Origin of the sequence: Conexibacter stalactiti, from assembly GCF_033542075.1 — a bacterium.
In the GTDB taxonomy this organism is placed as follows: domain Bacteria; phylum Actinomycetota; class Thermoleophilia; order Solirubrobacterales; family Solirubrobacteraceae; genus Conexibacter; species Conexibacter stalactiti.
Genome location: NZ_JAWSTH010000085.1, coordinates 13,821 through 27,732, shown reverse-complemented (window position 1 = coordinate 27,732; position 13,912 = coordinate 13,821). Strand labels below are relative to the sequence as shown.

The following is a 13,912-nucleotide window of genomic DNA, read 5'->3' as shown; positions in this document are numbered from 1 at the left end:
GGGCGGCGCCTGTCGCGGCGCGGCGACCGTCTGGCGGTAGCGCGCGGTCGCCGGCGCGAAGCGGATCCCGCCGTGCAGCTCAGCGACGACCTCGTGGGCGCCGGGCGCGAGCCGGTCGAGCGGCTCGGAGCGGGCGACGCCGCCGCGCAGCGGCACCGGCCCGCCGTGGGCCGCGCCGTCGACGAGGAACTGCACGTCGCCCTCCACCTCGCCGGCATCACCGGCGCTGCCGGCGTGGGCGGTCAGCACGAGCGGCTGGCCGGCGGGCGCCGGGTCGGCCTCCGAGGTGATCGCAAGCGTCGTCGGCGCGCGCTGCACGTGGTAGGTCAGCGCGCCCCTGCTCGGCAGCAGGCTGAGCGGATCGCTGTCGTCTTCGTAGACGGCGGAGAGGCGGTGCGAGCCGACTGTGAGACCGGGGATCGGAGCCGACTCGGCGACGCCTCTGAAGACCTCCACCGGCAGCCCGACCGGCAGGTCGTCGGCGTAGAACTGGACCGTGCCGCGCGGCAGGCCGCTGCCCGGCGCGACCGCGGCGACGTGCGCCCGCACCACGACCGCGCCGCCGAAGATCCCCTGCGCCGGCACGGCCTCGACAGTCGTCGCGCTCGCGGCCGAGACGATCTGCTGCGTCAGCGTGCCGCTGCTGGAGTCGTAGCCGCCGTCGCTGCTGAACTGGACCGTGACCGGCGTCGGCTTCGCCGCCAGCCCGCCGGGGACCTGGCAGGTCGCGAGCGCGTCGCCGTCGCCGTCGTTGTCGTCGACGACCGGGGTCGGGCCGCACAGCGTCAGTCTGCCGGCGGTGAAGGTGACGGAGCCGCTCGGCCCGGCGCCGGCGCCGGCGCGCGCGACGGTCGCCGTCAGCTCGAACGGCTCGCCGTAGAGCGCCGGGTTGACGCTGCTGGTGACGAGCGTCGAGGTCGCCGCGGCGCCGACGTTCTGGATCGCGGCGCCGCTGCTGTCGGTGAAGCTGTCAGTGCCGTCGAATCTGACGAGCACGTCGTAGGCGCCGTCGGCGGTCAGCAGGGGGCTGACGACGCTCGCTCTGCCGTTCGCGTCGAGGCCGATCCCGCTCGCGTACAGCTGCGGCTGCGCGCCGGGCAGCGGCGAGATCGAGAAGGAGACCGTGCCCTGCGGCGTCGTCTGCGCCGCCGCCTGAGCGGTCACCTGCGCGGTGATCGTCGCCGACTGGCCGGTCGTCGCGGGATTCGGCGACATCGTCACGGCGGTCGCGGTCGCGGCCGGCTGCACCTGCTGTCTGAGCACGGGCGATCTGCTGCCCTCGTGGTCGGCGTCGCCGGAGAAGATCGCCTGGACGTCGTAGCTTCCGACCGGCCAGCCGCCGATCCCCAGCCGCACGGCGGCCGAGGAGGCGGTGCCGGTCGCGTCGACCGGCACCGGTCTGCCGAGCGATCTGTCGTCGAGCAGGAACTCGACCGTGCCCGACCAGTCGGCGAACGGCGCGGTGCCGGTCGCGACCTGGGCGCGGAACGTGATCGGCTGGCCAGCGACCGACGGATCGGCCGACGAGGTCACGTGCGTGACGGTGGTCGCCTTCGTGTTGGTCAGCTGGAAGGTCGCGCTGCTGGCGCCGGAAGCGCTCGCACTCGCGCGCCACGCGCCGGCGCTGCCGTTCGCCTCGAAGATCGGCGAGACGGCGATGCCGTCGGCGTTGGTCGCCGCGTTCGCGCTCGTCGGCGAGCCGCCGCCGGTGAAGGTTCCCGAGGCGCCGCCGCCGGGGAGCGAGAACGTGACGGTCGCGCCCTCGACCGGGAAGCCCTCGGCGTTGAGCACCTTCGCCGCGAGGCGCTGGGAGAAGACGGTGCCGACCTGGGCCCGCTGCGCGTCGCCGCCGCTGACGGTCACCTTCGCCGGGTGGGTGTCCCACTCGATCGTGACGAGGCCGTTGCAGGTCGCGGGGCCGTCGGGGTACTTGCAGGCGCGGTCGCTGGTGCCGAGCTGTGCGTCGATCCCGGCCGCGGCCCACGAGCGGCCGGCGCCGCCGCCTCCGCCGCCGCCCTCTCCGCCGCCGTCGCCGCCGGAGCCCGCGTACGGGTAGCCGCCGCCACCGCCGCCACCGCCGCCGCCCGCGCCGGCATGCTCGTCGCCGCCGGGCGTGCCGTTGCGCTGAGCGCGGCAGCCGCCGCAGCCGCCGCCTCCGCCCCACGTGCCGTGGCCGCCGTCGCCCTTCGCCGGGTTGGCGCTGCTGGCGCCGCCCTTGCCACCGCCGCCGTTGCCGTTGCCGCCGCCACCGCCGCCACCGCCGGCGACCAGCAGCGGGACCATGCTGCTGGGGCCGTCGTAGCGCAGCACGCCGCTGCCGCTGCCGCCGCCGAAGCCGTCGCGGCCGAGCAGGTCGCCGCCCTCGGCGTAGCCGCGGTTGCCGCCGGGCATCCAGCCGCAGCCGCCGTGGTCGTTGCCCCACGCGCCGACGCTGACCGCCAGCTGCTCGCCGGGCGTGACCGCGATCGGCGCGCTCACCCAGCCGCCCAGGCCGCCGGCGCCGGTGTGCTTGTTGTGACCGCCGGAGCCGCCCCAGGCGGTCACCGTGATCCAGTTGACGTCCGCCGGGACGGTGAAGTACTGGAACAGATCGGTGCAGTTCCCCGTGTAGGAGAAGGTCTGTGACGAGGCCCCCTGCTCGCGCGCGCCTCCGACCGGCGTCGCCACCAGCGTCAGGACGACCAGCACCATCCCCACGATGAGCGTCCGTGCTCGCATCGCGAGCAGTGTGTCAGGCGGAGGGCGGTCCTGCCACCGGACGTCGCCGCACGGACGCGGATTCCGGAGCGATCGCGACCTCCGGGAACTCCAGCTCGGTGCCGCAGCTGGTGCAGAGCGCGTCGTGCAGCTTGACGACCTTGCCGCAGCCGGGGCACTCGCGCCGCAGCTCGTTGTTGTCCCAGCGGTAGAGCAGCGCGGCGACGAGCCCTATGAACGGGACGCAGAAGGAGACGAGGAACCAGATGAAGAACGAGCTGCCCTTCATCTTCCCGACGATGCCGCCGGCGAGCCCGAACCCGAACAGGATGACGATGAACGCCATCAGCTCACCGTCGCTACAACAAGGTGTTCAGCGCCCACAGCAGGGCGCCGATCACGACGACGGCGATCACGAGCCACAGGATCCCGGCGAGGAAGCTCAGCAGGACCTTCGCGAGCACGACCACGACGATGATCAGGATCAGTGCGGCGACGGCCTTCTTGAGCAGCGACGGGCCGGTCTTCTCGGTCTCTGGTGTCGACATGACTACAGGGTACTCCCTCGCGTCGGCGTCTCTAGAGCCCGAGCTGCTCGCGCACGAGGCGGTTGACCTCGCCGCCGTCGGCGCGGCCCTTCGTCTCCCGCATCACGAAGCCGACGATCGGGCCGATCGCCTTCATGTTGCCGGCCTTCAGCTTCTCGACCGCGGCCGGGTCGGACTCCAGGGCGCGCTTGACGACCTCGGCCAGCTCGTCGCCGCCGCCGATCGCGCCGAGGCCCTCGGCCTCGACGATCGCCTGCGGCTCGCCGCCGTCAGCGACCAGTCGGTCGAGCACGGTCTTCGCCGCGCCCTGCGTCACCTGCTTGCCGCGCACGAGCGCGACGAGCTGGGCGAGCGCCGCGGGCGTCACCTTCGAGCCGGCGGGATCGTCGTCGCCGAGCCGCGCGACCAGCTCGCCGGAGATCCAGTTCGCCAGCGGCTGGGCCGCCTCGGAATCACCGTCGCCGGCCGCCAGCGCGGCCTCGAAGTAGTTGCCGAGGTCGATGCGGAAGGCGAGCAGTCTGGCGCTGTCGGCGCTCAGCCCGAGCTGCTGCTCGTAGCGCTCGGCGCGCTGGGCCGGCAGCTCCGGCAGCTCGCCGCGGGCCGTCTCGATCATCGCGTCGGTCAGCACGACCGGGACGAGGTCGGGCTCGGGGAAGTAGCGGTAGTCGTGCGCCTCCTCCTTCGAGCGCAGCGACGAGATCGCCCCCGACACCGGGTCGTAGTGGAGCGTCTCCTGCTCGACCTCCCCGCCGCTCTGCACGAGCGCGATCTGGCGGGCGATCTCGGCCTCCACCCCGCGCTCGAGGTAGCGGAAGGAGTTCATGTTCTTCAGCTCGGTCTTGGTGCCGAGCAGGTCGCTGCCGACCGGGCGGATGGAGACGTTGGCGTCGCAGCGCAGCGAGCCCTCCTCCATGTTCACGTCCGAGACGCCGAGCTGGCGCAGCGTCTCGCGCAGCAGCGTCAGCCACTCGCGCGCCTGCGCGGCCGATCTGACGTCGGGCTCGGTGACGATCTCGACCAGCGGCGTGCCGCCGCGGTTGTAGTCGACGACCGAGGCGTCGGCGCCGTGGATGCGGCCCGAGGCGCCGACGTGGATCAGCTTCGCCGCGTCCTCCTCCAGGTGCGCGCGGTGGATCCGCACGTCTCCGAGACGACCGCCCGAGCAGATCGGGATGTCGTACTGGGAGATCTGGTAGCCCTTCGGCAGATCGGGATAGAAGTAGTTCTTGCGGTGGAAGATCGAGCGCGGCGCCAGCTCGCAGCCGAGCGCCATGCCGACCATCAGCGCGTAGTGGATCGCTCTCGCGTTGACGACCGGGAGCGCGCCCGGCAGGCCGAGGCAGACCGGGCAGGTGTGGACGTTCGGCGGGTCGCCGAACGACAGCTCGCAGCCGCAGAACATCTTCGTGTTCGTTCTCAGCTGGACGTGGATCTCCAGCCCGATCACGGGCTCGTAGCCGCTGGCGCTCATGCCCGCACCGCCGATCCGTCGAAGCCGAGTGCCTGCTCCAGCACGTACGCCGCGTCGAGCAGGCGGTTCTCGCTGAAGGCCGGGCCGGCGATCTGGAAGCCGACGGGGAGGCCGTCGCTGAGGCCGTTGGGGATCGAGATCGCGGGGATCCCGGCCAGCGACATCGGCACCGTGCAGAAGTCCTGCAGGTACATCTCCAGCGGGTCGGCCGTCTTCTCGCCGAGTCTGAAGGCGACGGTCGGCGCCGTCGGCGTGACGATGAAGTCGAACTGCTCGAACGCCGTCGTGAAGTCCTCGGCGATCTTCGTGCGGACCTTCTGCGCGCGACCGTAGTAGGCGTCGTAGTAGCCGCTCGAGAGCGCGTAGGTGCCGAGCATGATGCGGCGCTTGACCTCCGGGCCGAAGCCCTCGGCCCGTGTACGGGTGTACATGGACAGCAGGTCGTCGGCCTCGGCGCGGTGGCCGTAGCGAACGCCGTCGAAGCGCGCGAGGTTCGAGGAGGCCTCGGCCGGCGCGATCAGGTAGTAGGCGGACAGCGCGTGCGGCGCGTGCGGCAGGTGCGTCGTCTCGACCGTCGCGCCGAGCTGCTCGGCGAGCGCCAGCGTCTGGTTGAAGGCCTCGCGCACGCCCGACTCGACGCCCTCGCCGGTCAGCTCCTCCGGCACGCCGAGGCGGATCCCCTTCAGGTCGACGCCCTTCGGCAGCTCGATCTGGTGCGGATGCTGGAGCGAGGTCGAGTCGCGCGAATCCTGGCCGACCATGTGCTTGAACAGCAGCGCCGTGTCGCTCACGTCGCGCGCGAACGGGCCGGCCTGGTCGAGCGAGGAGGCGAAGGCGATCATGCCGTAGCGCGAGATCGCGCCGTAGGTCGGCTTCAGGCCGACGATCCCGCAGAGCGCGGCCGGCTGGCGGATCGAGCCGCCCGTGTCGGTCCCCAGCGCCCACGGCGCCAGGCCCGCGGCGACGGCCGCGGCGCTGCCGCCGGAGGAGCCGCCCGGGACGCGGCTGCGGTCCCACGGGTTGCGCACGTCGCCGAAGGCCGAGTTCTCGTTGGAGGAGCCCATCGCGAACTCGTCCTGGTTGGTCTTGCCGAGCAGCGTCGTGCCGGCGGCGGTCAGCTGCTCGACGACGTGGGCGCTGTACGGCGGCCGGTAGCCGGCGAGGATTCTCGAACCGGACTGGCTCGGCACGCCCTCGGTGCAGAAGAGGTCCTTGACCGCCAGCGGCACGCCGGCCAGCGGCGCGGCGTCGGAGGCGGCCGGCGCGGCCGGCGTCTCCTCCGCGACCCAGGTGTAGGCGTTGAGGCCCTGTTCGCCGGCGGCCGCGTCGGCGGCGGCGCGCTCGCGGTAGGCGCCGAACAGCTCGTCGGCCGAGACGTGGCCGTGCCGGATCTGCTCGGCCGCGGCGCGGGCGGAGAGGGACAGAAGATCACTCATGAGTTACCTCCCCCGTGCGAGCGAGCCGCAAGGCGAGTTCGCACCAAGGGAACCGAGCCCTCTGGGCGAGTGTTTCCCGCGCTCATGAGCCGGCTCCCGGGCTCGGCACGCCGAAGCCGTCGTCGACGACCTCGGGCGCGTTCGCGAGCGCCAGCTCACGCGGCAGCGACGGGCGCGGCTCGTCCGGGCGCAGCGCGTTGACGACGTCGATCACGTGCGAGGTGGCCGGCACGTCGTCGAGCTGCAGCTCGCCGATCTTCTCGATGTGGTCGAGGACTGCGGAGAGCTCGCGCGACATCGCACCGACCTCGTCGTCGGTGAGATCGAGGCGTGCGAGCTTGGCGACGTGGAGTACCTGAGCGCGATCGATCATCGGCGCGGGAGTGTAGCGACGCTCAGGCCGGCGGCGACGGCTCGGAGACGCTCCGCTGCCGCACCGGCACGTCGGGCAGCGGCCCGCCCTCGATCCGCATCGCCAGGTAGCCGCCGTAGGTCACGAGCGCGCTGGAGAGAAGTCCCAGCCAGGCGCCGATCTCGACCGAGACGAACTCGTTCGGTCCGGGCTCGTTGATCAGCACCCGGTAGGCGAGCAGCACCGTCGTGACCAGTGCGATCGCGGTCGTGACCGGCGCGAGCGCCGACGGGATCGCCGGCGTCTCCTGCGTCGCGCAGGTGAGGAAGAGCGCCAGCGCCGCGACGATCGTCAGCAGCATGAACCAGCGCAGGATGGTGTGGCCGTGCCAGCCGTCAACGCCGAAGGGGCCGACGCTGTACCAGTCGGTCAGGAACAGCACGACAAGCAGGAGGACGCCGCCGGCACCGGCGATCCACTCGCCGCGCCGCAGGCGATCGGGGTCGATGCTCATGGTCGCGAGGCTACACGCCGCGCTGCAAGCGCGCAGCCGTCAGCGTGTTGCGCAGCAGCAGCGCGATCGTCATCGGGCCGACGCCGCCCGGGACGGGCGTGATCAGGCCGGCGACCTCGCGCACGGCGTCGAAGTCGACGTCGCCGACGAGGCCGGCGTCGGTGCGGTTGATGCCGACGTCGATCACCGTCGCACCGGGCTTGACGGCATCGGCGCCGATCAGCCGCGGCACGCCGACGGCGGCGATCAGCACGTCGGCGCGGCGGGCGACGGCGTTCAGGTCGCGGGTGCGCGAGTGGCAGATCGTGACGGTCGCGTGGCGCTGCAGCAGCAGCTGGGCGACCGGCTTGCCGACCAGCTCCGAGCGGCCGACGACGACCGCCTCCGCGCCCTCGAGCGGCACCTCGTGGTGGTCGAGCAGCTCGATCACGCCCGACGGCGTGCACGGCCGCAGCCCGGGGACGCCCTGCACGAGCCGGCCGGCGCTGACGGCGGTGAGGCCGTCGACGTCCTTGTCGGGCGAGATCAGCCCGATCAGCAGGTTCGAGTCGAGGTGCTTCGGGACCGGCAGCTGGAGCAGGATCCCGCTCACCTGCGGGTCGGCGTTCAGCTCCTGCAACTGCGCGACGACCTCGTCCTGCGAGACGTCGGCCGGCAGGTGGCGGTGGAGGTCGGCGATGCCGGCCTCGACGCACGCTCTGCGCTTGTTGGCGACGTAGACGGCCGAGGCCGCGTCGTCGCCGACCAGGAGGGTCGCGAGGCCGGGCGTGACGCCCGTCTCAGCTGTGAACGCGGCGACGTCGGCCGCGACCTGGTCGCGCACCTTGCGCGCGACCGCTCTGCCGTCGATGAGGGTGGCTGCCATGGAGGCGGCGGATGCTATCGGGCGCGTCAGCGGGAGCGCCGTGCGCCCGCCCGCCGCGTTCAGCGCTTCGTGATCGGCGCCAGGTCCGCCACGAGCTTGCGCTCGGAGTGGTCTCTGGCGAAGCGGATCACGACGATCCCGCCGGCTTCGACGCCGGTCACGACGCCCTCGCCGAAGGCGGCGTGCGTCACGTCGTCGCCGAGCCGGAAGGCGTCGCCGCCGGCGGCGGCGCCGGAGTCCCACCCTCCCCCGGGGATCGGACCGCTGCCCAGCGGCGAGAAGTTCGGCTTCGCGCCCCAGCTGGTCGCGCGCTCGCGCACGTTGCCGACGCCGAAGGCGGGGCGCTCTCTGCGGTCGGTCAGCCCCATCGGGACCTCGTCCACGAAGCGGCTGCGGGCGCCGAAGGTGCGCGAGCCGAAGACCGCGCGGGTGCGAGCGTAGGTCAGGTAGAGGTCGCGCTGGGCGCGCGTGATGCCGACGTAGGCCAGGCGCCGCTCCTCCTCCAGGCCGCCCTCCTCGATCGCGCGCTGGTGCGGGAAGACGCCCTCCTCGCAGCCGAGCAGGAAGACGATCGGGTACTCCAGCCCCTTCGCGTTGTGGAGCGTCATCAGCGTGACGAGGCCCTCGTCGTCTCTGCGGCCGTCGGCGTCGGCGACGAGCGCGATCTGCTGCAGGAAGCCGACCAGCGACGGCGGCTCCTCGCGCAGGTCGGTCGTCGAGTCGTACTCGGCGGCGACGTTGACGAGCTCCTCGAGGTTCTCGATCCGGCCCTGCGCCTCGATCGTGCGCTCGGCCTCCAGCGCGTCGAGGTAGCCCGACTCCGCCAGCACCTCTCTCAGCAGCAGCCCGACCGGCGGCCCGGACTCGACCCGCTCTCTGAGGATCCTCATCGCCCCCATGAAGCGATGGAAGGCCTTTCTCGCGGCCGTTCCGAGGCCGGGCACGGCGTCGGGGTCGAGCGCCGCGTCCCAGATCGTGATGCCGGCGGTGTTGGCCCACGCTATGACGCGCGAGAGCGAGGTCTGCCCGATCCCGCGCCGCGGCGAGTTGGCGATCCGCGTGAAGGCGACGACGTCCTGCGGGTTGACGAGCAGCGTCAGGTACGCCATGGCGTCCTTGATCTCGGCGCGCTCGTAGAACTTCGTGCCGCCGATGACCTGATAACCGATTTGCGCCCGCACGAGCGTGTCCTCCAGCACCCGCGACTGCGCGTTGGTGCGGTAGAAGACGGCGATCTCGTTGCGCGAGACGCCCTCGTCGACGATCCGCTCGATCTCGCCGGCGACGAAGCGCGCCTCCGCGTGCTCGTCCTCCAGCTCGCGCACCTTGATCGGGTCGCCGACGCCGAGGTCGGTCCACAGCTCCTTGCCCTTGCGACCGCGGTTGTTCGCGATCACGGCGTTGGCCGCGTCAAGGATCGTCTGGGTGGAGCGGTAGTTCTGCTCCAGCTTCACGACTCTCGCGTCGGGAAAGTCGTCCTCGAAGTTGAGGATGTTGCGGATGTCGGCTCCGCGGAAGCCGTAGACGGAGTTGTGCGTGATCAGTCCGTCCGCGACGAAGTTGTGGGTGTTCTCGACGTCGAGGTCGTAGACCGGGCGGTCGAGCGGCACTCGCTCGACAGACGCGACGACGTCGTAGCCGCAGTCGGCCGTGAACATCGCCATCCCCGGTCTCACCGAGGCAGCGGGTATGAACGGCAGGGTGGCGCGCTCGGCCGCCTCGCCGCGCGCGCCGAAGCGAGCCTGGCAGCGCACGCGCACATCGAGCACCTCGCGGATCCGCGCGACCGTGTCCATCACGGCGCCGAACTCCTTGAACACCGATTCGTAGCGCCAGCTCTGCGAGCCCGCCTTCGCCGGCCGCACGTTCAGGCCGATTCGCTCCAGCGCCGCGCGCGCCTCGGCGTCGCGACCACCGAGCGCGATCAGGTGCATCGGCGTGCGCCCGCGCCGGTCGGCGCAGAGCGTCACCGTCACGACGCGACGCCGGCCCTCGTGCGAGCGCGGCGTGAAGTGCGGGTGCTCCAGCGCGAAGCCCTCGTCGGCGAGCAGCGCAGCGCCGGCGGCGCGCGTGTCGAACTCCGAGAAGATCCGGTCGAGCAGTCGCTGATCGCCGACGAGTCCGTTCTCGCGGCCGTTGGGACGGGCGACGAACGGCAGCGTCGGCAGGCCGTAGCGCAAGGAGAGCACCGTCTCCTGCGCCCGCGCCTCGGCTTCGCGCGTGTGCGTCCCGACGACCCAGGCGGCGTCCGCCCCCTCGCCGCGCGCCCGCAGCGCGACGCCGACGACCGGCTTCACCTGGCCGGCGGTGTACGTCCGCGACGTGCCGATGCGGAAGCCTCTGTCGCCGCGCTGCATCAGGTAGGTCATGTGCAGCTGCGGCGTGATGCCGAGCCGATAGCCGGCGAAGTGCGTGTGCTCAGGGGTGCTGACGATCCGGCGCCCGCTCGCGAGGGTGATCGCGATCCCTTCCTCGCGCTCCGAGCGATGCGTGCGTGCGACACGAGCCGACCGCATGTCGCCGCTGCCGTGGCACGAGAGCACCTCCTCCCCCGCTCGCACCTGCTCGATCGGTTTGACGGTGCCGTCACCCATCGTCACGAGCGTGCCCTCGGCGAGGCACTGGTCGTCGTCGCCGACGACCGCGAGGTTTCTGTGCTCGCCCGCGATCAGCTGCAGCCAGCGGTACTGGACGTGGTTGGTGTCCTGGTACTCGTCGACGAGCACGTGGCGGAAGGCGCGGGCGTAGCGCTCGCGGACCTCCGGGAACAGCTCCATCAGGTTGACCGCGCGCACCAGCAGGTCGTCGAAGTCCATCGCGTTCATGCGATGCAGCTCGGCCTCGTAGAGCTTGTAGACGTCGGCGACGGTCTGCTCGAAGAAGGAGCCGGTCAGCTGGGCGTAGGCCTCCGCGTCGCGCAGCTTGTTCTTCGCGTCGGAGATCTCGTGGTGGATCGCGCCCGGCGTGAAGCGCTTGGGGTCGACGTCCAGCTCGTCGATGCAGCGCTTGACGAGACGGCGCGCGTCCGACTGGTCGTAGATCGTGAACGAGCGCGTGTAGCCGAGCCGGTGGGCGTCGGCGCGCAGCATCCGCGCGCAGGCGGCGTGGAAGGTCATCACCCACATCGCGCGCGTGCGGCGGCCGACGAGCAGCTCGACGCGCTCGCGCATCTCCTGCGCGGCCTTGTTCGTGAAGGTGATCGCGAGGATCTCGTCGGGGCGCGCCTGGCCGGTGCCGACGAGGTAGGCGATCCGGTGGGTCAGCACGCGCGTCTTGCCGGAGCCGGCGCCGGCGAGGATCAGCAGCGGCCCCTCGCCGTGCACGACGGCGTCGCGCTGGGGCTCGTTGAGCCCCGCGAGCAGCGCGTCGAGGTCTGCGACGTGGGCGGACACACGTTCGACGATAGCGAGCGGCCGAGACGGTGCGGCGTCCGGTCGCCGCCCCGCGCCGCTCAGCCGGCGCCGCTGGGGTTGAAGCCCTGCGGCAGGCCCTGCTCGTCGGCCTCGGGCGGGTTGTCGAGCAGCAGCCGCGGCACCGTCACGAATCTGTAGCCCTGTCTGCGCAGCTCGGGGATGATCCGCTCGACCGCCGCGATCGTCTGGGTGCGGTCGCCGCCGCCGTCGTGCAGCAGGATGATCGCGCCCGGGTGGACGTTGGAGACGACGTTCTGGACGATCGCGTCGACGCCCGGCTTCGTGTAGTCCTGGCTGTCGACCGACCACAGCACCGACAGCATTCTCAGTCTGCCGAGCACCTCGTGCGTCGTCTGGTTGTAGGAGCCGTACGGCGGCCGGAAGAGGCGCGGGTACGGCGAGCCGGTGTCCTCGATCGCCTGGGCGGCGTCGGCTATCTGTCTGCGCTGGTCCTCGGCCGACAGCGACGCCATCGCCGGGTGGTCCCACGAGTGGTCGTCGAGCGGCACGCCGGCGTCGATCAGCCGCTGCACCGTGTCCGGGAACTCGCCGACGTTCTTGCCGAGCATGAAGAAGGTCGCCGGGGCGCGCAGGCGCTCCAGCACGTCGAGCAGGTCGTCGGTGTCGACGCCGGGCCCGTCGTCGAAGGTCAGCGCGATCTGTCTCGTCTCTCTGCCGCCCATGCGGATGAACGGCGTTCTCGCGAGCGCTCTGTCGATCGCGGCGTTCTCGGCGGCGCGCTGCTCCAGCGACAGCGACCCTCTGCCGGCGCCGGCCAGGGTTCTCAGGTGGCCGAACCAGCCGACCTCGGTCGTCTCGACCTCGGGCATCGAGGCGCTGGGCTTGCTGCTGGCGCCGACGACCACGCCGAGCAGCAGCGCAAAGCCCGCCAGGCCGGCGAGCAGCGTCACGCGGCGGCGCCGGTAGCGCAGCTGTCTCGGGGTCGGGCGGGCCGGTCCTCGGATCAGCCGCAGCAGTTCATCCAGTCTCATACCGCACCCAGATGATCGCGAATCCGGCGGATGGGCGCGGTGTCGCGCCGTTCCCGCGCACGCTCGCGGCGGCGCGTCCACTACCCTTCGCCGCCGCATGGCACCCGCCGTCTGGGTCATCGTGCCGACCTACAACGAGGCCGGCCCCATCGAGCGCCTCCTGCGCTCCGCCGCCGCCCAGCTCGCACTGGCGGCCCCCGGCGACCATCGCATTCTCGTCGTCGACGACGGCTCGCCTGACGGCACCGGCGAGATCGCCGAGCGGCTCGGCGCGGAGCTGGGCGTCGTCGAGGTGCTGCACCGCACGGAGAAGGCCGGGCTCGGTCAGGCCTACCTCGCCGGCTTCGCGCACGCGCTCGAGCGCGGCGCCCAGCTCGTCTGCGAGATGGACGCCGACCTCTCGCACGATCCCGCCCACCTGCCGCAGCTGCTGAAGGCGGCCGAGCAGGCCGACATCGTGCTCGGCTCGCGCTACGTGCCCGGCGGCGGCGTGCGCGACTGGGGCCCGCTGCGCCAGCTGATCAGCCGCGGCGGCTGCCTCTACGCGCGGCTGGTGCTGCGGCTCCCCCAACGCGACCTGACCGGCGGCTTCAAGTGCATCCGCCGCGAGGTGCTGGAGGCGATCGAGCTCGACAGCGTCAGATCGCAGGGCTACGTCTTCCAGATCGAGATCACCTACCGCGCCGTGCTCGCCGGCTTCCGTGTGACCGAGGTTCCCATAGTGTTCCGCGACCGCACGCTCGGGACGAGCAAGATGTCACCGCAGATCGCGCGCGAGGCGTTCTGGCGCGTGCCGCAGCTGCGTCGCACCGCCCCGGCCGCGCTGGCGCGCGTCGCCGCGCGGCGCTAGCTGCGCAGCACTAGCCTCCGGCCGGATTCGGCCCGCGCGCCGGCCGCACCTGCGGCAGCTCGGGCTCCGGCAGCAGCTCGCCGTCGCCGACCGCGGAGGGATCGCCGCCGCGCTCGGCGAGCGCGCGTTCGAGCGCGCCGATGCGGCTCGCGAGGCCCTTGATCGCGTCGGCGACCGGGTCGGGCAGGTGGACCCAGTCGGCGTCGGGACCCTCCGGCCGCTTGCCGTCTATCCGCACCGGGTGGCCGGGATTGCCGACGACGGTCGAGTTCGGCGGCACGTCGTGGATGACGACGGTGTTGGCGCCGATCTTCGAGCCGTGGCCGATCGTGATCGGGCCCAGCAGCTTCGCGCCGGAGCCGATCGTGACGTTGTCCTCGACGGTCGGGTGACGCTTGCCGGTCGCGAAGCCGGTGCCGCCGAGCGTGACCCCCTGGTAGAGCGTCACGTCGTTGCCGATCACCGCCGTCTCACCGATCACGACGCCCATCCCGTGGTCGACGAAGAAGCCTGAGCCGATGCGCGCCGCCGGATGGATCTCGATCCCCGTGACGGCGCGCGAGAAGCCGGCGATCACGCGCGGCAGTATCGGCACGCCGGCCTCCGACAGCGCGTGCGCGACGCGGTGCGCGAGGATCGCGTGGACCCCCGGCCAGATCGCCAGCACCTCCGCCGGGCCGACGCCGCGCGCGGCGGGATCGCGCTCCTGCGCGGCGCGCACGTCCCTGCGGATCTCGCCGACGACACGCTTCAGCGTGCGAAAACCGACCATCT

General features: G+C 72.3%; 12 protein-coding genes. 1 reads left to right on the top strand and 11 read right to left on the bottom strand.

The genetic code is table 11. The annotated features are described in order from the left end of the window. From R7226_RS23795 to R7226_RS23750, 10 genes are all read right to left on the bottom strand, one after another. The coding region (locus R7226_RS23795) for an Ig-like domain repeat protein (protein WP_318599853.1) at positions 1-2,718 on the bottom strand (2,718 nt) is incomplete at its 3' end. Positions 2,719-2,731: 13 nt separating this feature from the next. Then, on the bottom strand, positions 2,732-3,043 hold the full coding sequence (locus R7226_RS23790; RefSeq protein ID WP_318599852.1) for a hypothetical protein: 312 nt from the start codon (positions 3,041-3,043) through the stop codon (positions 2,732-2,734). Positions 3,044-3,056: 13 nt separating this feature from the next. Beyond that, positions 3,057-3,245 carry a hypothetical protein gene (locus R7226_RS23785; protein ID WP_318599851.1) on the bottom strand — a complete coding sequence of 63 codons (189 nt, stop codon included), beginning with the start codon at positions 3,243-3,245 and terminating at the stop codon, positions 3,057-3,059. A 31-nt stretch (positions 3,246-3,276) separates the two neighbouring features. Further along, a complete protein-coding gene (gene gatB, locus R7226_RS23780; protein WP_318599850.1) occupies positions 3,277-4,716 on the bottom strand; it encodes an Asp-tRNA(Asn)/Glu-tRNA(Gln) amidotransferase subunit GatB in 1,440 nt (479 codons plus the stop codon). After that, the gene (gene gatA / locus R7226_RS23775) at positions 4,713-6,152 is read right to left on the bottom strand and encodes an Asp-tRNA(Asn)/Glu-tRNA(Gln) amidotransferase subunit GatA (protein ID WP_318599849.1); all 1,440 of its coding nucleotides are present in this window, start codon (positions 6,150-6,152) and stop codon (positions 4,713-4,715) included. The genes gatB and gatA overlap by 4 nt, the downstream gene beginning before the upstream one ends. 82 nt (positions 6,153-6,234) lie before the next feature. After that, complete coding sequence (gatC, locus tag R7226_RS23770) at positions 6,235-6,525, bottom strand: Asp-tRNA(Asn)/Glu-tRNA(Gln) amidotransferase subunit GatC (RefSeq protein WP_318599848.1); 291 nt, start codon at positions 6,523-6,525, stop codon at positions 6,235-6,237. Between the two features lie 22 nt (positions 6,526-6,547). Next, on the bottom strand, positions 6,548-7,018 hold the full coding sequence (locus R7226_RS23765; protein WP_318599847.1) for a hypothetical protein: 471 nt from the start codon (positions 7,016-7,018) through the stop codon (positions 6,548-6,550). Positions 7,019-7,028: 10 nt separating this feature from the next. Beyond that, positions 7,029-7,883: a bifunctional methylenetetrahydrofolate dehydrogenase/methenyltetrahydrofolate cyclohydrolase FolD gene (gene folD / locus R7226_RS23760; RefSeq protein WP_318599846.1), complete on the bottom strand. Its 855-nt coding sequence runs from the start codon at positions 7,881-7,883 to the stop codon at positions 7,029-7,031. A gap of 59 nt (positions 7,884-7,942) precedes the next feature. Continuing rightward, on the bottom strand, positions 7,943-11,275 hold the full coding sequence (locus tag R7226_RS23755; RefSeq protein WP_318599845.1) for a UvrD-helicase domain-containing protein: 3,333 nt from the start codon (positions 11,273-11,275) through the stop codon (positions 7,943-7,945). 59 nt (positions 11,276-11,334) lie between these two features. Then, complete coding sequence (locus R7226_RS23750) at positions 11,335-12,288, bottom strand: polysaccharide deacetylase family protein (protein ID WP_318599844.1); 954 nt, start codon at positions 12,286-12,288, stop codon at positions 11,335-11,337. A 97-nt stretch (positions 12,289-12,385) separates the two neighbouring features. Between R7226_RS23750 and R7226_RS23745 the strand changes: the two genes are divergently transcribed. Next, a complete protein-coding gene (locus tag R7226_RS23745) occupies positions 12,386-13,138 on the top strand; it encodes a polyprenol monophosphomannose synthase (RefSeq protein WP_318599843.1) in 753 nt (250 codons plus the stop codon). A 10-nt stretch (positions 13,139-13,148) separates the two neighbouring features. Here the strand turns inward: R7226_RS23745 and cysE are convergent, their stop codons facing one another. Continuing rightward, entirely contained in the window at positions 13,149-13,910 is a 762-nt protein-coding gene (gene cysE / locus R7226_RS23740) for a serine O-acetyltransferase (protein WP_318599842.1), read from the bottom strand. Between the last annotated feature and the right edge of the window lie 2 nt (positions 13,911-13,912).